The 19,363-nt window shown below is 53.4% G+C and carries 17 protein-coding genes; 5 read left to right on the forward strand and 12 right to left on the reverse strand.

Annotated features, from left to right (window positions below; translation table 11 throughout):
• Nucleotides 1-56: 56 nt before the first annotated feature.
• The 3 genes from NSS64_RS18135 to NSS64_RS18145 form a co-directional block, all read right to left on the reverse strand.
• Nucleotides 57-1,364, reverse strand: coding sequence for an amidase (locus NSS64_RS18135; protein ID WP_341141036.1), 1,308 nt, complete (start codon nt 1,362-1,364; stop codon nt 57-59).
• Nucleotides 1,365-1,521: 157 nt separating this feature from the next.
• The gene (locus tag NSS64_RS18140; RefSeq protein ID WP_341141037.1) at nt 1,522-1,977 is read right to left on the reverse strand and encodes a hypothetical protein; all 456 of its coding nucleotides are present in this window, start codon (nt 1,975-1,977) and stop codon (nt 1,522-1,524) included.
• Nucleotides 1,978-2,011: 34 nt separating this feature from the next.
• On the reverse strand, nt 2,012-2,449 hold the full coding sequence (locus NSS64_RS18145; RefSeq protein ID WP_341141038.1) for a LytTR family DNA-binding domain-containing protein: 438 nt from the start codon (nt 2,447-2,449) through the stop codon (nt 2,012-2,014).
• 337 nt (nt 2,450-2,786) lie between these two features.
• Here NSS64_RS18145 and NSS64_RS18150 point away from each other — a divergent pair, with 337 nt between their 5' ends.
• A complete protein-coding gene (locus tag NSS64_RS18150) occupies nt 2,787-3,434 on the forward strand; it encodes a transcriptional regulator (RefSeq protein ID WP_341141039.1) in 648 nt (215 codons plus the stop codon).
• Nucleotides 3,435-4,154: 720 nt separating this feature from the next.
• Here the strand turns inward: NSS64_RS18150 and NSS64_RS18155 are convergent.
• Nucleotides 4,155-4,430, reverse strand: coding sequence for a CD3324 family protein (locus tag NSS64_RS18155; protein ID WP_209874583.1), 276 nt, complete (start codon nt 4,428-4,430; stop codon nt 4,155-4,157).
• Nucleotides 4,431-4,815: 385 nt separating this feature from the next.
• Between NSS64_RS18155 and NSS64_RS18160 the strand changes: the two genes are divergently transcribed.
• The gene (locus tag NSS64_RS18160) at nt 4,816-6,507 is read left to right on the forward strand and encodes a M3 family oligoendopeptidase (protein ID WP_341141040.1); all 1,692 of its coding nucleotides are present in this window, start codon (nt 4,816-4,818) and stop codon (nt 6,505-6,507) included.
• Nucleotides 6,508-6,979: 472 nt separating this feature from the next.
• Here NSS64_RS18160 and NSS64_RS18165 read toward each other — a convergent pair whose 3' ends face one another.
• The 4 genes from NSS64_RS18165 to NSS64_RS18180 are packed head-to-tail and all read right to left on the reverse strand — an operon-like array spanning nt 6,980 to nt 9,344.
• Nucleotides 6,980-7,366 (reverse strand): iron chaperone, encoded by a 387-nt coding sequence (locus tag NSS64_RS18165; RefSeq protein WP_341141041.1) that lies wholly within the window; start codon nt 7,364-7,366, stop codon nt 6,980-6,982.
• A 26-nt stretch (nt 7,367-7,392) separates the two neighbouring features.
• The gene (locus tag NSS64_RS18170; RefSeq protein ID WP_341141042.1) at nt 7,393-8,415 is read right to left on the reverse strand and encodes an aminoglycoside phosphotransferase family protein; all 1,023 of its coding nucleotides are present in this window, start codon (nt 8,413-8,415) and stop codon (nt 7,393-7,395) included.
• Nucleotides 8,412-8,609: a hypothetical protein gene (locus NSS64_RS18175; RefSeq protein WP_341141043.1), complete on the reverse strand. Its 198-nt coding sequence runs from the start codon at nt 8,607-8,609 to the stop codon at nt 8,412-8,414. Before NSS64_RS18175 ends, NSS64_RS18170 begins: the two co-directional genes overlap by 4 nt.
• Nucleotides 8,610-8,627: 18 nt before the next feature.
• The gene (locus NSS64_RS18180) at nt 8,628-9,344 is read right to left on the reverse strand and encodes an alpha/beta hydrolase (protein WP_341141044.1); all 717 of its coding nucleotides are present in this window, start codon (nt 9,342-9,344) and stop codon (nt 8,628-8,630) included.
• A 259-nt stretch (nt 9,345-9,603) separates the two neighbouring features.
• Between NSS64_RS18180 and NSS64_RS18185 the strand changes: the two genes are divergently transcribed.
• Nucleotides 9,604-10,095, forward strand: coding sequence for a sigma-70 family RNA polymerase sigma factor (locus tag NSS64_RS18185; RefSeq protein WP_339255164.1), 492 nt, complete (start codon nt 9,604-9,606; stop codon nt 10,093-10,095).
• A gap of 20 nt (nt 10,096-10,115) precedes the next feature.
• Nucleotides 10,116-11,636, forward strand: a complete 1,521-nt coding sequence (locus NSS64_RS18190; protein WP_341141045.1) for a DUF4179 domain-containing protein — start codon at nt 10,116-10,118, stop codon at nt 11,634-11,636.
• 111 nt (nt 11,637-11,747) lie between these two features.
• On the opposite strand, the gene NSS64_RS18195 is transcribed toward NSS64_RS18190, so the two are convergent.
• Both NSS64_RS18195 and NSS64_RS18200 read right to left on the reverse strand, forming a co-directional pair.
• Nucleotides 11,748-12,989: an RICIN domain-containing protein gene (locus NSS64_RS18195; protein WP_341141046.1), complete on the reverse strand. Its 1,242-nt coding sequence runs from the start codon at nt 12,987-12,989 to the stop codon at nt 11,748-11,750.
• A 307-nt stretch (nt 12,990-13,296) separates the two neighbouring features.
• Nucleotides 13,297-13,944, reverse strand: a complete 648-nt coding sequence (locus NSS64_RS18200; RefSeq protein ID WP_340942146.1) for a hypothetical protein — start codon at nt 13,942-13,944, stop codon at nt 13,297-13,299.
• A 174-nt stretch (nt 13,945-14,118) separates the two neighbouring features.
• Here NSS64_RS18200 and NSS64_RS18205 point away from each other — a divergent pair, with 174 nt between their 5' ends.
• Complete coding sequence (locus NSS64_RS18205; protein WP_340992120.1) at nt 14,119-15,006, forward strand: fructose bisphosphate aldolase; 888 nt, start codon at nt 14,119-14,121, stop codon at nt 15,004-15,006.
• A gap of 103 nt (nt 15,007-15,109) precedes the next feature.
• On the opposite strand, the gene NSS64_RS18210 is transcribed toward NSS64_RS18205, so the two are convergent.
• Together NSS64_RS18210 and NSS64_RS18215 are read right to left on the reverse strand one after the other, a co-directional pair.
• Entirely contained in the window at nt 15,110-16,159 is a 1,050-nt protein-coding gene (locus NSS64_RS18210) for an Atu2307/SP_0267 family LLM class monooxygenase (RefSeq protein WP_341141047.1), read from the reverse strand.
• A gap of 161 nt (nt 16,160-16,320) precedes the next feature.
• On the reverse strand, nt 16,321-19,251 hold the full coding sequence (locus tag NSS64_RS18215; RefSeq protein ID WP_341141048.1) for an insulinase family protein: 2,931 nt from the start codon (nt 19,249-19,251) through the stop codon (nt 16,321-16,323).
• Nucleotides 19,252-19,363 lie beyond the last annotated feature (112 nt).

Here is a 19,363-nt window from a genome sequence, read left to right on the forward strand (position 1 = left end):
GGACCCCCAAACAAAATAACCGGCCCGGCAACCGCTCCTTATATCACGGGGAGCGGTTACTCCTCCGCCAGCTGCGGCCATAGCTGGCGCGCCCAGGCTAACAGCATCTCGTCTTCTCCGTATCTTCCTATACACTGGAAGCCGAGCGGCATGCCTTCAAGCATTGCCGCAGGCAGACTGACCGTCGGCACTCCCGCGAAGCCCCAGACCGCAGGCATCCCTGCCCAGCCCGTATTCCGCTCCTCGATCTTCGGCGCAGTCCCCCCTTGGGCCGGAGAGACCCACAGGTCGATTCCCTCTTGCTCCATAAGCTCCATCAGATCACGCCGCAGCTCCTGTTGCCGGGTGCGGTACTGCTCCAGCTCTTCCTCCGGAATCTGCTGTCCTCTAAGGATCGCTTCCTGCACGGGATCGCCGTATTCTACTCTATGCACCGCGAATCTATCTTTATGCTCCCGTGCCAGCTCCCCCTCAATGAAACGCAGCATGGCATTTCCGTAGATGAGTTCATCCTCCCACGGCATTTGGACATAACGGACTTCATATCCAAGCTGCTTAAGTCCTGTGATCTGAGCCTCGAACACCCCTTTGACTTCCGCGCTCATCAGCTCCATATAGACTCCCTTGGGGATACCCAGAACCGGCTTACGGGGGATTGGGGCAGCAGGAGCCTCCCAGTCCGGGACAAGCAAGGCTGCCGCTGCCTCCATATCAGGCAAGTTTTGTGTGAAGAACCCTACTGTGTCAAAAGACGGTGAGAACAGCAGCACCCCATCCAGCGGAACCCGGCCATAGCTGGGCTTGAACCCGACCACTCCGCAAAAGGACGCCGGGGCGATCACCGAACGCAGCGTCTGTGTGCCCACAGCCAGCGGACAGAGCCCCGCAGCCACCGCTGCGGCGGAGCCTGCACTGGAACCGCCGGGAGTATGCGCAGTATTATGCGGATTAAGCGTAGCAATCGGCCCGTTATAGGCGAATTCCTCGGTCACCGTCTTGCCTGCAATTACTGCCCCGAGGGCACGCAGCTTAGTGACCAGAGACCCCTGGGCACCGGCTAACAGCTCAGCGGATAGCTGCGACCCCGCCCGGGTCGGCAGACCGTCTACATGCAGCAGATCCTTAATGCCCACAGGAATGCCGAATAGGGCCGGTTTACGTTCATCTCCGCTGTAGGTACGTTGCAGCAGAGCTTTTTCCGAAACCAAACGCCCTTCAACCTCATCCTCAGGGACAAATGCATGGATATGCGGCTCAAGTCGTCTGTAACGCTCCATGTACTGGTCAAGCACAGTTTCGGGTGAATATCCGGGTTCGTGAATCCGGCTCATCATTTCTGTCAGGGATACCTTGTGAAGCAGCATAAGATCATCTCCATGGAAGATTATGTATAGCATTTGGCTTATTACGGTTCAGTCTGCAAAAGGTAACAAAAATCCCCATGCTTACTCAGCACCAAAAAAGCCACCCGGGCCGCTTCCCCTCCAAGATGGCTTTCATAAACCCTATCACCAGAGATTCCTAAAGCTCTTCGTCTCCTTGATCCCCGCCCTGCTTATACTCATTCAGCTTCTGATTAAGCTGCTTGGCTTCCCGCTTCCCGTCGATGTGCATCATGGCGTACACCATACTTTTGACCACCAGAATAACAATGACGAACGGCACCAGCACTCCCTTATCCATCAGCGGGCCATCCGCGAACTGCCACAGCCAGAGAATTACCAGCACATCGGCAAGGATGAAGCAGAGATAGAAGCTGATCGTCTGCACTTTGGGATCTACCTCATACGTATTCACCAGCGCATAGCGGAAGCAGGTAAATGCCGAAGCCCCCAGGAACAGCTGCACCAGCAGCGAGCCCCGGATCATCTCCGTAGAGTTCAGAGCCAGCACAACCGCCGCGAGCACCATCAGCCCCCCGCAAGCCACCAGCAGATCCTTCACGAACAAAGACACATACTTTCTGGTTGTAATCATGAGTTTTCCTCCTATTCAAGTGTTGACAGCACAGCTATAACCCTAGCTTCCGTTTGAGCACCGGGACGTATTGTCTGGAGATGTAGACCTTCTCACCGTTGTGCAGCAGCGCCTCGTATCTTCCGTAGAGCACCGGGCGGAGCGACTCGATCTTGGCCACATTCAGAATACTGGATTTGGATGCTCTGAAAAAATCGCCAGACTCATACTCCGTCTCCAGCTCATACAGCTTCAGCCTTGACTCATACACCTTCTCCTGGCAGTAGATGAACACCTTATGATCGACCGCCTCGAAATAATAGACCTCCTGCTGATGGATGATGTGCATTTGCAGCCCGTTCATGCCAATCAGCTTCCTTGCGCCTGCGTTCACCGAGTAGATCAGCCCCAGCAAAGCTTCATCCGGGTCATTGCACCTGAGAATAATTTCAGGCTCACCGCCCTCCGGAACCTGCTCAATCGTGATTTTCACCGCTACCGCCTCCCGCCTTCTCTCCCTACAGCTACAGTATATTTTTGTAAAATGACTTATACAATGGCCTCTGCGCAAGCTGCGCTCCAGCGGGTTCAAGCTGCAGGTTTGGGAGGTCCAACCAGGCTCAACTCCTTCATTGGTTCTTCTGCAATAAATGGTACCGGTTATAAAAAGAAATACGGTATAATAACCGGTATAGGTCGTGAAGAACACGCCGCCTCAATAGAGCGTTTATCTGGAGCTAACTCTGGATGCGTCTCTATGGAGGCGGCTTTTCTTGTGTTCAGGATCACTGCGGATTTCACGGCTAATCTACAGTAAAGGGGAAGCTTCATTGTCGAGATTCGAGCAGCATGTTGAGGAATGGCTTCAGGAACAGATTCATGCGGAGACAAGTTCAATAAGGTTGGAGTTTCTTAATAAGGGGTTGGGGCACGGGACCGTAGAGTTTCTGCGCTCAGTCTGGTTTCCCGCTGTCGGCAATTTCAATTCTTTGTATGCGGAGTGGGAGGTCCGTGACTTCAACAACGGTTACCGTTACTTAGACCTGGCGTACATGCCTGGCGGTGCCAAAGGCGGCATCGAGATTCAAGGCTTTGGTCCCCATGCGCGGGACCTTGATGTCAGACGGTTCAAAGACTTATGCAGACGGCATTGTCTGCTGGCGCTGGACGGTTGGACCTTTTTGCCCATTGCCTATCCGTCTATTACAGAAGAACCTCAGCTATGCCAGCAGCTTGTGCTTGCGTTCATTGGCAGATTCGCTGCTACTGATGTATCTGCATCATTATCCTGGCTGGAGGCAGAAACCGTCCGCCTGGCCCGGCGTATTCTGCGTCCGCTGACGCCGCTGGAGCTGGCCGCGCATTTGCGGGTGTGTGACCGCCAAGCGAGGCGCATTCTTCATCATCTCGTTGAGCTACAAGTCCTGGAGGTGGCGAGTGGTACAGAGCGGGTTCGCACGTATAAGCTCCGGGTCTAACTTTGCTAAGAACCGCTAATCCTGACTCCCCCACTTTTGGTGGACGAGTCTGCCGGCGTGGAGGTGCGTGAGCCTGATGGGGCGATGTGCACGAGCCTAATGCCGCGGACTGAGATTCCGCTATCCGCCTTAGATACCACCCAAACGGCCTGTCTAAGCAGCAATAACGGATTGTCAGTCCGCCGAAAGTCCATATGGCGCTGTAAATCCACATTAGCGGAATCTCAGTCCGTAGCCCCCCACCAACCTCAAAAAAACCCGCAGTTCAGCTCTGCGGGTCCCTGGAATATTAGTTTTTACGACGAGCTTGGGGTAGCTGATGTGCGGGAGACTGATGTCGGAGGTACACGAGACGCACGAGCCTGATGGCGCGGACTGAGAATCCGCTATTTTACCGAAATTGTTACTTATTCGCTTGTTCGCGGACTGAGATTCCGCTATCCGCCTTACAAACCACCCAAACGGCCTGTCTGAGCAGCAATAACGGATTGTCAGTCCGCCAAAGTTCCACTTGGTCCTGAAAATCCACAATAGCGGAATCTCAGTCCGTAGCCTTTGTGAAAATCGCACCCTTAGCCGATCAGCACTCAACTATAGCAGCTTGGCTGATGTCTCTTGACCATCCACTGTCTATTACCGATGCACACTTGACCATACACGGCATCCGCTTGGCACTTTTCCCGGGCAGCCACGCCCTCTCCAACCGCAAAAACCCGCAGATCAGCTCTGCGGGTTTTTGGAATATACAATTTTACGGATGCTGTCGATGGATAAGCCGTATTGCTCGCACAATTGGTACAACTCTGCACCTTCTTGGAAGCGGCTACGGATCTCAGCATTGCGGACTTTATAGTAATCGGCTGCCCCTGAGCTTTCGCCCCATTTTCGGCGTTTGCTCTTGCAGGTTGGGATATACAGGGCTTCCCCTTGAATATATTGCTGAATCTCCTTCAGCAGGTGGTCTGGCAACAGCTTTGCTGCATTTATACATTGCATCTCTGGCTCGCTCCTTAAAATATATTAATCTTTTAAGGGCAAAGCCTGTGTATAAATAACTGTATTTCTTAAAACATACTTCAGGCGAATATGAATCCGCTCCATGCCAAGCTTTCGCCTTAGTTATTTCACAGGCTTTGCATGGAGCGTGCCGTTCACATACTGACTCATCCGAAACATGGGTCATCACCTCCCGGGATTTAATAATTGGTGCAGATTAACTCTATTCTAGAATAATTTCCATATTGGTTCAACAACGGATGTGCGCGGTGCCAGGAGTATAGTGTTTAGCTATAATCAAAGTTTACCGGAAGAACATTAGTTTTTTGCGGACGCCGATTATATAATAAGATCTATATGGTAAAGAAAGGATGCGATACAGCAAATGAAATTCACAGAATATGTATACGAACGCCCGGATGTGGAGCAATTCAAGCAGGAGTTCACCACTCTGCTGAAGGACCTGGAGACAGGCAATCTGGAGGAGCAAAAGGCTGCCGTGGCAGCAATCAATAAGCTGCGCAGCCGCTTCGATACGATGGAGACCCTCGTGAGTGTCCGCCACTCCATCGATACGGAGGATGCATTCTACAAGGCAGAGAAGGATTATATGGATGAGACCGGACCGGTAATCCAGGAGTACATCACGGATTATTACAGAGCCGTCGTCAACTCCAAATATAGAGCCGAGTTCGAGCAGGAATGGGGAACACAGCTCCTAAGCCTGGCCGAAATCTCACTGCGTACCTTCAGCCCTGAAGTCATTGAAGATCTGCAGCTGGAGAATAAGCTGTCCTCCGAATACTCCCAATTGATCGCGTCCGCCAAAATCCTGTTCCAGGGCGAAGAACGCACGCTGGCACAGCTGATTCCGTTCGATTCTTCCACGCACCGTGAAGTCCGCAAAGGCGTATTCGAAGCCCGTAATGCCTTCATGGCAGAGCATGAACCCGAATTCGACCGGATCTATGACGAGCTGGTGAAGGTCCGGGCGGGAATCGCTGCCAAGCTGGGATACAAGAGCTTCGTGGAGCTCGGGTATGACCGGATGGGACGTACCGATTACAACGCGGACATGGTAGCGAACTTCCGCAAGCAGGTGCATGAGCATATCGTGCCGGTTGCAGGGAAGCTGAAGCAGCGCCAGCGCGAACGCCTTCAGCTGGACGGGCTGAAATTTTACGATGAGGGTATTAAGTTCAATTCCGGCAACGCTACCCCTAAGGGAGACCCGGACTGGATCGTGGCGAATGGTGCGAAGATGTACCAGGAGATGTCCCCGCAGACCGGTGAATTCTTCACCTTCATGCAGGAGAACGGGCTGATGGATCTGGTCAGCAAAAAAGGCAAGGAATTCGGCGGCTACTGCACCTTCTTCAGCGACTACCGTGCTCCGTTCATTTTCTCCAACTTCAATGGAACCTCCGGGGATATCGATGTGCTGACCCACGAGGTCGGGCACGCCTTCCAGGTGTATTCCAGCCGGAATATGGAGGTCCCTGAATATGCGTTCCCGACCTCCGAAGCCGCTGAGATTCATTCGATGAGTATGGAGTTCTTCGCCTGGCCATGGATGGACCTGTTCTTCAAGGAGGAGGCGGACAAGTACCGCTTCAACCACCTGGCGGACAGTCTGGAGTTCATTCCTTATGGCGTCTCTGTCGATGAATTCCAGCATTTTGTGTACGAGCATCCGGAAGCTACGCCGCAGGAACGCAAACAGGCTTGGCGGGACATTGAACGGAAATACCTGCCGCACCGTGATTACGACGGCAATGCTTATCTGGAACAAGGCGGCTTCTGGCACAAGCAGGCTCATATCTTCCGTTCCCCGTTCTACTATATCGACTATACCCTGGCCCAGCTCTGCGCCTTCCAGTTCTGGAAACGCTCGAACGAGGACTTCACCTCGGCTTGGCCGGATTACCTGAAGCTCTGCCAGGCCGGAGGCAGCCGTTCCTTCACGGAGCTGGTGAAGCTTGCCGGACTAACCTCCCCGTTCGAGGATGGCTGTATCGGCTCCGTCATCGGAGAGATTGAGGGCTGGCTGAACAGCATAGACGATAAGGCACTGTAGGGCAGGGGCTGGACCTGAATTCAAGCTGCTCTTCCTCCAGGTTACAAATTACAAGACCTGCGGCTATGCTGCGTCTGACCGCTATTGGCGTGATTGAATGTAAATGCTGCGAGTAACCGCCATTCTCGTGACTGCATGCAAATACTGCGACTAGCCGACATTGGCGGGATTAACTAAGTGTAGTTTGTACAACTAAAGTGAGCGAAATTTGAGTTGCGGGAGCTTTAGCTGTAGTCTGTGCAACTATATATCCTTATTTATTGAAAAATGTCCCGCAGTCACATTATTAGTTGTACAAACTGCAGTTATCCCGGAAGATTTTCTTTTTCTCCGGTTTTTAATTGCACGAAATACAATTATGTTACGTTCACCATCAAGCACAGCGTCAACTATTAGGGGCTGTCCCAAGTAGCCAGTTCACGGCTTCGGGACAGCCCCTTATTTTAAATTGGATCGACATGAGCCCGTCCTCTTACTTCTTCTTCCGCTTCTCTGCGGCCTGCTGCTGATTCTCTTCCACTCTGTAATTGACGATTCTGGTAATGAGCTCATAAGGGAGCGGCTCCTTGATGGGAAACTGCACCGAACCCTTGGCTCCTTTGTACTGCGCCAGTTCCTCCTTGAAGGCTTCGATTCCACTGGGTGCCGGGTAGAACCCAATATGCGTCTTGTAGGCGGCAAAATGCACCAGATTCTTATGCAGGAACCAGGTCGGCATCTGATAGCTGATCTTCTCCTCTGCCTCCGGCGCGGCTTCCGAAATGACCTTACGCAAGCTCTGCAGTAGCTCCTGGACCTCCGGCGCAAAGGCGGCAATATACTGGTCCACCGATTCATAGGTAACTTTGTCCTTTTCCACTTCGGCTTCATCTCCCTTGGGTTGGTTCAAAGATCTTCAAGCCATTGCAGGCATACCGGAATGAATCCGGCATAGTTATTCAATGCTTGCAGGGTAGGCAGCACCTGACTCGTTCCAAGCTCCCGCTCGGTCGCATCCGGTCCTTCCAGGCCCAGAGACCGCCGGAGGCTATACTCCAGCCAGCCTATTTTGCCATGGAAGCCGCTGCTTAGCACCTCGGGCCAGGGATCAGTAATTTCTCCCCCTTGATTACGGTAAGCATGGATTACTGCACAGAAATCTGCCTTGCGGATGTGACCACTCTCAAAGTCTGACCAATAGAGCGCCACTTCCATCAGCTCCTGCGCCGGGTTAACCCAGCCTGCGGCCTCCCAGTCAATGATCACGGGCTGGCCTTCAGAGCTCCACATTACATTCTTCGGGTCCAGATCCCGGTGGCTGATGACTATGTTCCCGCTAAGGACCGCCATAGCGGCATTGACCTGCTTTTCATAGCAGCTTAGCTTATCCAGATTAGCCTTAAGGGGTGCAGCCCATGGTAGGCCCATAGCTTCGCCCTGCAAGGCATACCCTTGCCAATCTGTCCGTAATTCCTCCGCTGTGCTGTCCCTTTGGAGCTCGTTATGGAGGGGAGTGAAGTCCGCCGCATGGATGTCAGCCAGAGCTTGTCCGATCAGAATGCATTGCTCCAGCCCCGCTTCAGCCGCAGAGATGGAACGGCCTTCTATCCAAGGGAACAGCAAATAATATTGCCCATCCGCTTCATGTATACAGCTTCCCTCATTCAGCAGTGCAGAAAGTGCGTTCACTCCCTGGCTGCGGGCCAGCATGGCTACCTTTTCGGCTGCTATCATATTGTTCATCACAGCTTCCTTCCGCATCAGCTGCGGGTTAAGCGCCTTCACTGCATACTCTGCCTGATTCGTGGTCACACGATACATCCGGTGGAGGAAACCGCCGAAGATTTGCTCCGGCACACCACTCAGTAAGCCCAACTTATATGTAGCACACAGCTTTTCAAAATTCAAATTGTAATTCGTAAGCGTCATGATCCATCTGTCCTCCCGGCATAGAACTTCAAATATTCGTCCATGTGGCTCTTCCAATAGTCCCCGTCATGCTGGCCTGCTCTGAGGTGATATTCTACCGGCACGCCCTTCTCCTTAAGCAGGGTATACAGCTGCTCCGTGCCTTCATAGAACCGGTAGCTATCCTCCGCCCCGCAGTCCAGGTAGATACTCAACTTCGATAAGTCCCTGTTCTACGCCAAAAGAAGCGGGTCACGCTCCTGCCGCAGCGCTTCCGTCGGATAGAGAAACTGGACCAGGCCGTTCTCGCCTCCGGCAAGAGACCAGTCATCCAGGAACAGCGCCGAGCTATGCCCGCCAACCCTGCTATAGACATCGCTATGCAAAAACGCCGAATGCAGGCTGATAAAACCACCCATCGATATACCGCCAATATAGCGGGAATCGCGCTCAGCCAGAGTATTGAAATGCGAATCTGTATACTCTATAACATCCTTGACCAGATAATCCTCATACCGTTCACCGCCCAGCGCTGCGGGATCACCTGGATTAACTACAGCATTCAGCCCATAGTTGTTGTCCATCTGGGGAGCGACGATAATGAGCGGCTCGATTTGACCGGCCTCAATCAGTCGTTCTGCATTCTGCTGAAGGTTCAGTCCGTCAAAAATATCCGTCTCCCGGCTGCCGTAGCCATGGATGAAATAGAGCACCGGATAACGCTGAGAGGCATTGTACCCTGCAGGAAGATAGACACTGAGCCGCATCTCCCGGTCCAGGGCTTCACTGTGAAAAACCAGATTCTGTACCCCCGGGCTTTGCAGCGGTGCCGTCTCAACCTTGTCTGCTGCCCCTTGAGAGTCTTCGCCTGAGTTCCGTGAACAACCACCCAGCACTATATACAGTATGATCAGAAGCAGACACAGGCAGGAGCTTCGAGAACCTTTCATATCGACCGCCTCCCGTTCTCCGCCACAATCGTAGCGCTTACAATTAACAGTACCACAATTCTGGATATTTATAGTAGTACAATTATAGCGCTTGGCTGCGGCCTGTTTGTCACTGGTTGGCCTAACTGATATGTGTTTTAATAAAAATCAATCGTTTTTCCGGTTAGCTCCGTCTTACTTATGAAAACATATTTAAAGGACGACTTCTTCCATAGACCAACACAATAAGGAAGAGGGGATGGTGAATGGGGGGAAGACAATGAACAAAGCCAATACAGCAGATCTGGCGCTGATGGATGAAGAGGTGTTCTATGAGCGGCTTGCAAAGGAGCACCGTAAACTGTATGCACTCGCGTACAGCTATCTGCGCTCAGAAGCAGATGCCCTGGAAGCGGTGCAGGAAGCCTCGTGCCGGGCCTGGATGAAGCGCAAACAGCTTAAGAACGAGCAGGCCTTCACACCGTGGCTGCTCCGGATTACCATCAACTGCTGCATGGATGAGCTAAGGCGTAAAAAACGCGTTGTGCTGACAGAGAAGCTGGAGGAGGAGCCCCAGGAGATGAGGAGCAGCGACCGTCTCGATCTGGAGCGGGCGATGAGCCGGATGAAGCCGAAATACCGGCATGCTGTGATGCTCAAGTATTACCAGGATATGACGACCACTGAAATTGCCAAGGTACTGAATAAGCCCGAAGGCACGATCAAAACCTGGCTGCGTGAAGGACTTAGGCTGTTGCGGAAATATCTGTGAGCAAATCGGAGGTGACAGAAATGTTGGAAAAAGAAGAGCGTGTCCTGAAACAGGATGCCCAGGAGGTCCATCTTCATGCAGAGGAGATTCAGGAATTGAAAATTCATAATGCAATGCGCAGCGGAATGGCGCAAGGGAAAAAACGCAGCAAACGGCGTTTCTATTCCTATGGGGCCGGCGCCGTATTAGCCGCGGCCGCAGCCATTTTTGTGCTTGTCTCATCCATCGGCTTGCCATCTGGAGGTATAGACGATTCCGGCCTCAGCGGTTCAGTGCAGGCGGCCAGCACCAAAAGCTGGAATGATTTTGCGGACTATCGCAAACAGCCATTAACGAACCGGGTGGTTGGCGACATCCTGGAACGAAATCTGGTAAATCCGGTCCGTCAAAGTGCAACAAACAATGGATACCGCATGGATGTAGATGGCGCTGTCACGGATGGCCGTAAAGTGTATATCCTGTTCAGCGTGCAGAACGATTCGGATACAGAAATTATACCTGCGGATACGAAAATTCAGTTTGGTGATTACGAGGTTCCATATCCACATCGGGGCGCAGCCTTGGAAATGGCGTACGATAGCGACTCCCGGATTCAGCCCGGCGGGAGCAAAGATTTTATTTATTCCACTAATTATCCGGCTTCCATCACTGATTCCAAGGAGTTGAAGTTCACTTTAATTCTCACCGGAACGTCCAACCAGGCACTCGCTTCCAGCAGCAACAAGTATCGGACCAGCCTTGAGGTATCGTTCGGGCTTGATCCGAACAGATTCAAAGACCAGGAGCACACACTGCCTGTGAATCGCACGCTTACCGTGGATGGTCAAAAGATCAAAGTGCGCCAAGTACAGTATACTCCGTTCAATACTTATGTCGATCTGGAGTATGACAAGGCAAACACCAAACAGATTTTCAGCCTGCTGAATCCTGTTCTGACCGCAACAACCGGGAGTCAAACCGAGAAATTAGTTTATCCGGGCAGAATCACGGCCGATAATTCCGAGGTGTACAAAGACACCTCGCAGGCCACGCTGGTGTTCAGGCATACCGAGCTTAACCAGCCGGACTCCACCACGCTAAAGATTGCCGGGATCTCGGCGCTGGAGCCGGACCGTATGAAATTTGTGGTCGATCTGAACAAGCAGCAGGTGATTGAAGCACCGGCAAACGACTGGGACATGGTCACATCCAAGGAAGAACATCATGCAACAGCAGCAGAGATTCTGCTCCGGCGTAAGGTGACCCATCTGTCTTATTTCACCGATTCGCAAGGGGCGGTACAGGCGGAGAACATCGGCGCACAACTGGCTGACAAATTCACCGATGCGAACGGCCAGGTGCATAATAGAACGAATCGGGAAACGCCACTAATCGACTTCGGCGGCACCATGATCTCTAGAGATGGTACGGGAACCAGTGAGATAAGTTTATCTTTTGACAGTCAAGCTGCAGATTATCCGCAGCCGCTTACCCTATCGGTAGAGCGTATCTGGAATCCAATTGTGGAGACACACAGTATTGAGCTGTTCGCGAAGAAATAGAAGCTTGCCGCAAACAGCAAGAAGCCCCGCCCAGCCGACAGGCTTGCGGGGCTTCTCCCTTTCTTATAGCCCTTTTGCAGCAGTACAAGCATTCCGCTGCTTCGTCCGCTCCTAATTAATTTTAATAAGCTGCCATTTCTGGGCGTCGGTTCCGTTGTCCGTCCATTGCTGCACGACCGCTCCGTCTGCGGTAGAGGAGTTAGAGACATCCATGGCCAGCCCGCTGGCTTTGGAGATCAGCTTATAATATCCGCCGCCCACATCGATGATGCTCCACCGCTGGGCATTGCTTCCATTGTCATTCGCTTGCTGGAGCTGGACTCCGCTTGCCGTGGAGGCATTCGGCACATCCAGCAGTTTGCCGCTATGCATCGCTGTAAGCTTGTAGAAGCCGTCTCCTGTACTCTCCACTCTGAATTGCTGATTGGCTGCGGTATAATTGGTCCACTGATGCAGCTTCGCTCCGTCTGCCGTAGACACATCCTTCACATCCACTACCTTGCCGCTTGCCTTGTTCATTAAGGTGTAGACCCCGCCGCTGACAATGCCGGTCGAAGGCGCACCCGCCTGATACACCCGTACATAATCCACAAGCATCTGCGCCGGGAAGGGGGTGGAGCTGTTCGGAGCGCCCGGCCAGTTACCGCCTACCGCGAGGTTCAGCAGCAGGAAGAACGGCTTCTGGAATTCCTCCGTATTGCCGGTTCCGTTCTCAATATAGAATTCATTGAACTGGTTGCCGTCGACGAACCATCTGATGTACTTCGAATCCCATTCCACACTGTATACATGGTATTGGGAGAAGTCCAGATTACCGGATACCCTTCCGAATTCGGCATGGCCGCCTGCATCCCAGTGCACCGTACCGTTGACAGCAGCGTTATTATTTACCCGCTCCATAATATCGATCTCTCCGCAGGCCGGCCAGCCGGGCGGGGTGTTGATATTGGAGCCGAGCATCCAGAACGCAGGCCATAATCCCTGGCCGGAAGGCAGTTTGATTCTGGCTTCGATTTTGCCATAGGTGAAATTCTTGAGTCCCTGTGTCTTAATCCGTGCCGAGGTATAATTCATGCCTTCATAGGATTCTTTCTGCGCCGTGATGACCAAGTTCCCGCCGGTTACCTTCAGGTTCTGTGAACGGTTCGTATAGTATTGCAGTTCATTGTTGCCCCAGCCGCCGCTGCCTGTGCCCGTCTCAGCCGTCCAGTTGGCGGTGTTCAGCGAGGAGCCGTCGAACTCATCGCTCCAGGCCAGATTCCAGGTTGCTGCGCTTGCACTCCCCGCAGGGACCAGTGCGATTAATAACGTGAACAGCATGAACAAGCTTAAGACTTTACCTCTTCTAACCATCTTCGTCCTCCTCTTTTGCCTTTCAAAATTGCCAGCCTTATTTCAATGCACGCGTACGTTCGTGCAGTTGAAACCTTACCCAACCGGTTTCGGATATGGATATTGGCAGCGCCTTCTTCTGCTACATCCCATATATATCGTTTTTGCTTCCCGGAAGAACCAGAAATTTGACAATTCAGCGAACCCGGCGGAAAGTAAGGGCCGTCCTTTCGGAAGACACTGCCTCATCAAGCCCAGCCACAGCAAAAAACCGCTCTCCAAAGGAGGCGGTTCATGCTTTTGCAAAGATGATACCTTGATTGCCGTACTACTCGAGTCCGTGCTCTTCGCGGATCTTGTACATCCCTTGCACGAGCAGCTCCGAAGGATCACGGTTAAGCTGCAGATGGGTCAGTAACAGATGGAGCGGGATAGCGCATACGTTATTTCCGTCCGTAATTGCAGGGAAGCCTGCTTCAAAGACCGGTCCATGCTCCTCGTTCCAGGCCAGTCCGGCATGCACCTGCTCCGGTGCGAACTCCTCCGTTACAGCGGCGATACACATCGGAACCAGCACATTATCGACAGCGGCCTTGGCTTCCTCTTCACTGGCGAGCGGCTTAGGCATGGAGTTGCCTCCCTTGGTCTTCATCAGTTCGTGGAAGAAAGAGGCCATCCAGATCTCCGGACTGTTGCCGGACTGGAACCGGGCAGCCAGCTCACGAAGGAAGAAGCCGCAGTAATAATCAGCGTTATCTTTATCCTTCACACGGAATACATATACCGGGCCGTAGTTGTCCAGGTTCAGCACCTGTCCTTCCACATCGCTGAAGCTCATTTTGAGCGCTACAATGCCGTTATGAAAAACAGCCTTGAGCAGCTCATTCCAGTTCTCTTCGGTCATGGCCTGCTCGGCAGCTTCCGCCTCACCGTTGACCGGCTCATTCGTGGTCTCATTGGTTGTTTCGTTTGTCATAATTAAATTCACCCCACTTTCTATCATACCATCCTATTGAACAAGGTAACATACCATATCTCTCAACTCAAATGGAAAGCTCTGCCGGACCCGCATGTATGTCCTTATGTGCAAGTGCTATACTAGACAGGGTACACTAACCATCTCATTTTGCAGAAGGGAATGAACCTAACCATGAATACTGAACAATTGGACCGGATTCACACTGGCCAAGGCTTTATAGCTGCTCTGGATCAGAGCGGAGGAAGCACCCCCAAAGCGCTGCTGCAATACGGTATTAAGGAAGACCGTTATTCCGGAGACGAAGAGATGTACACCATGGTTCACAGCATGAGAACACGCATTATTCAGAGTCCTGCCTTTACAGGCGAGCATATTCTCGGTGCAATTCTATTCGAGAACACGATGGACCGCCTCATAGACGGGCAATATACCGCCGATTACCTGTGGGAGCAGAAGGGCGTCGTGCCTTTTCTCAAAATTGACCAGGGACTGGCCGCTCCTCAGCACGGAGTCCAGCTCATGAAGCCTATCCCGGCCCTCGATGACCTGCTGAAGCGGGCAGTCAGCAAGCATATCTTCGGCACCAAGATGCGCTCCGTGATCCATGAGGCGAACCCGGAGGGTATCCGGCAGGTAGTGGAACAGCAGTTCGAGCTGGCCAAGCAGATCGCCGCCTTCGGACTCGTTCCGATTATTGAACCGGAAGTAGACATCCTCAGTAAGGACAAGCAGGCGTCAGAGCAATTGCTGAAGCGTGAACTGGCCGCCCGCTTGTCTGAGCTGGCAGATGGCGTGAAGGTCATGCTCAAGCTGTCGATCCCGACGGAGGATAATTTATACAGCGAGCTCGCCGCAGATCCCCATGTGGTTCGGATCGTAGCCCTCTCAGGAGGGTATACCCAGGCTGAAGCCAACGAGAAGCTGGCCCGGCAGCATGGAGTGATTGCCAGCTTCTCCCGCGCTTTGTCCCAGGGTCTCAGCGATCAGCAGACGGAAGATGAATTTAACAGCACCCTCGCTGCGTCGATCCAGGCCATCTATGAGGCTTCGATTACTTAAGCCCTCTGGCTGCCTGTTCTCTGGTTTCATAGATTTGCAGACTTAAGCCCCCGGGCCATAAGGCACGGGGGCTGTTCACTGTTGTCTAAGCTCGTAACGGCAGTTAGGCTTCCTTCAACCGCTTAATTCCCTCCCGCACTCTAGGCGCTACCTCTGTCCCGAAGAGACGGATGGCCTGTATTACCTGGGCATGCGGCATGGAGCCGTGCGGGACATGTAGCAGGAAGCGGGTGATCCCTACATGCTCGTAGAGGTGGATGATTTTGTGGGCAACTGTGTCCGGGTCACCCACATATAGAGCACCGTCAAAGCTGCGGGCAGCATCGTAATCCGCACGTTGATACGAAGGCAGTCCTTTCTCCACCGCCCGGATATTCGTCCGCGCATGTGTGGACGGGAAGAAGCCCTCTACCGCAAGCTCCTCCGTCTCCGCAACATAACCATGAGAGTGTGAGGCAATCGGAAGCTTGGACACATCATGACCGGCCTTGGCCGCTGCTTCCTTGTAGAGCCGTACATGCATGGCATAATCTGAAGGGTTCACATTGCCTATAATCGCCAGGGCAAAGGGTAGTCCCAGGGTACCCGCACGTACCGCAGACTCCGGAGTTCCCGCACTCGCAATCCATACCGGTAGCGGATTCTGCTCCGGGCGCGGATAGATCTCCAGATTCGTTATAGCCGGACGGTGCTTGCCGCTCCAGTTCACCTTGCCGGGCTCACGCAGCTTGAGCAGCAGGTCCAGCTTCTCGTCAAATAGCTCTTCGTAGTCCTTCAGATCATAGCCGAATAGAGGAAACGACTCGGTGAACGAGCCCCGGCCCACCATAATCTCGGCACGGCCGCCCGATATTCCGTCCAATGTCGCGAAATCCTGAAATACCCGCACCGGATCGGCTGAGGACAGAATCATGACCGCACTGGTCAGGCGGATGCGGGTCGTCAGCGGTACAGCGGCCGCCATCAGCACAGCAGGCGATGAAGCTGCAAAATCAGGCCGGTGATGCTCACCCACGCCGTATACATCCAGTCCCACCTGATCCGCAAGCACGATCTCCTCTACCACTTCGCGCAGCCGCTCCGCATGGCTTAGCGTCACTCCGGTATTCACATCAGGTGTTGTCTCGACAAAGGTGCTTATTCCAAGTTCCACGTATTGTTCCTCCTAGAAGTCAGTAATCTTTATATTCTAAAACTAAATAGTCAAATATTCAAAGAAAACTTCTACCCTCAGCAAACAGGGTGCCCCGGCTGTGTCAACAGCTCCTGAGGCACCCAATTGTGTGTTAGCTGGTTAATCGCAGCCGCTTCCGCTTATTTCACCAGCTCCTCCAGACTGCCAAAGGCACCGGAAGCTGATTTCAGCTTGGATTCGCCTCCGACCACACAGAAGTAATTCTGCTGCGTTACCGCCCTAAGCAGACCCGCATAGCTTCTCATATCCCCAGCTGTGGCCGACAGGATTTCATTACGCTCCTGCTGAAGGTCTTCCGCCGTAATCTGCTCAAAATAATGCCGGTCCGCCTGACGGCCTTGCGCGCCGGGGCTAAGCGGTTGGTCAAGCATGGCCAGAGTCCCGATAATTGCCCTCTCCATCTCCGCTTCATCTGCCGAATATTCTCCGGCAAACTGAGAGGCCCGGTCATAGATCTCCAGCGTCTCCAGCAGGTTCGGGTCGCGGTAGGAAGTGAACAGGATTACCCCGTCGCGGCGCAGGAGCAGATTGCCGCCATACGCACCGCCCTTGACCCGGACCGTATTCCACAGGTAGGTCAGGCTGAGGATCTTCTTGAGCACCTGCAGCTTGCCGGAATAGGCGAAGCCCAGCTTCTTGTAGTCATAACCTTTGACTACATACTGCACCTGGCTCGCGGACATGAAGCCTTCGTTGACCGCCTGCCCCTGTGCTGATAAGAGCGGCTGGGAGTCTACTACCCGTCTGCTCAGGTCCAGCTCCTTCACATGTGCGGCGAATTCTGCATACGAATCCGCCGTACCAGTGAGCGAGAGCGTCAGATTCTGCGTATTGAACAACAGCCCGCAGATTTCCTTCAAGGTATCCGCAAGTCCCTCAGCCTGCTGGTCAATGGTGCGGGCCAGCTCCTTGATGAAGCGGTAATACGCCACGCCGCTAAGCTGCTCTTCGTACATCCCCCGGTCCGAGAAATAGGACAGCACCCGGCTGGCTGCAATCTCATTGCCCTTCTGGGTCAGCATCGCTTCCATCCCGGAGGCTTCCCGGCGGACAATCTCCTGCAGCTTGGACAGGTTATCCAGATTGCTGCCGTAGAGCAGCTCATGCAGCAGCTTCAGAGAACCGCCGATGTTGCCCTGCATGACCTTGATCCGCGCGCTGAACTTGGCCTGATAGCTTCCTTGCGCAGACTTCCCGGCTCCGAACACCTCATTCTGAAAACGGATGCCCCCGGTCGTGATCCCGATCTCACTGGTCAGCTCCTCGATACTGTAGGCTTCCGTCTCCAGCTGTCCAAGCACTCTCGCCAGCAGCTCCAGATAAGGAATCTGCTGCCCGGCAAGCACGCTGGTGTCCCAGTACAGCTTGATATAGGCGATGGCCCCGGCAGCCACTTCATGATGGAGCACCTTAATCCCGTCCAGCGCAACCTCCACTGTGGGTACCCCGGCCGGGGCGACAGGGTTAATGTCCTGCAAGGTCAGCTTCGGCAGCTTCTCCAGCTCCTCTGCGGGGTCTGGAGTGTTCTGCCGGGCCAGCAGCTTCTGCGTGCTAAGCACCAGCTCATCCAGCTGTGCCGGGTCCAAAGACGCTTTGTATGACGCCAGACGGCTGCGGACCGCCGCATCCTTTTCCCGCGCCAGAGTCTGAGAGGGCTGGAGGACAACGACACTGCAGTGGTTACTGTTCAGCAGGTAGGTCTCAATCAGGCGCTCGAAATACCGCTCGCCACTTTGCTCACGGATCGCCGTAATCGCCGCTTCGTACTCCAGATAGGTGGACGGCAAGCCGTCATACAGCCAGGCCTTCATCACTTCCATGTTGTAGGTGAGACCCTTCGGATATTGGCTGAAATCGGCTTCCCGCAGTTCAAATTCCTTGCTGTTCACCGCAGCCAGCACCAGCTTCTCGTCCAGTCCGTCCGCTGCCAGGCGGCTTAAGGTTGTTCTGACGAGATTCACGAATTCTTCCTTGGCACCGGGGTTGGAATGCGTCAAGGCAATACCCAGCATAGGCTGAGCCATGCTATCCGAATAAAAGGCAACCACATCCTTGCCAAGGCCGCTCTCCAGCAGCGCTTGCTTCAGCGGGGCGGCGTTGCTGTCCATCAGCATGCTTTTCAGAATGGCAAAGGCCAGATTCAGCACCCGGTCCACAGAGGTGCCCATTACATAATTCAGGCTCAAGTATGTCTTGTCGGCAGCCGTTTCCGTCTCCAGAATGGGATACTCCGCCGTAAGCTGGGTCATGCCGGTCGGTGCCTGTAGTGCAATCGAAGTATCCATAGACTTGCGGGTATAGCGGCTGAGGTATTCCTCATGGATAAACTGCAGCCGTGCCTCGATATTCAGATCGCCATAGAGATAGAAATAACTGTTCGAGGGGTGATAATAATTCCGGTGCGCCTCCAGAAACTGCTCATAGGTCAAGGCAGGGATATGCTGCGGATCACCGCCGGAGGAGTGACGGTAGATCGTACCCGGGTAGAGCGATTTTTTGATCCGGTCAATCAGCACCGTCACCGGCGAGGAGTACGAGCCCTTCATCTCATTATAGACAACGCCCTTGTAGATCAGCTCATCCCCGGAGTGCGGGAGCTCATAATGCCAGCCCTCCTGCTCGAAGATCTCCGGCTGACTGTAAATATTCGGCTGAAAGACGCTGTCCAGATAGACCTCCATCAGATTGGCAAAATCCTGGTCATTCTGGCTGGCTACCGGATACATCGTTTTGTCGCCAAAGGTAAAAGCGTTCAGGAACGTCTTCATCGAGCCCTTCAGCAGCTCCACGAACGGTTCCTTCACCGGGAATTTGCCGGAGCCGCAGAGGACCGAATGCTCCAGAATATGAAACACTCCCGTGCTGTCCGCAGGCGGAGTCCGGAACGTGACACTGAACACCTTATTGTCATCCTGATTTTGTACATAGAGCAGCCGTGCGCCGCTCTGCTGATGCTCCAGCGTGTATACGGAGGATTCGATTTCCCGTATGTACTCCTTACGTATGACTTCAAACCCGGAATAAACTTCACCTGCTATTAAGCTGCTCATAACTTTTCCCTCCTTGGTTCAGGGCTGCCCTGATTCCATGAGCTTATCATATCCGGGGTTTCCGGTTCCAGTATGAGCTGCATAGAGGACCAGGCTAACGTTGCAAGCCCTT

Origin of the sequence: Paenibacillus sp. FSL H8-0122 (assembly GCF_038005345.1) — a bacterium.
GTDB lineage: Bacteria > Bacillota > Bacilli > Paenibacillales > Paenibacillaceae > Paenibacillus_AQ.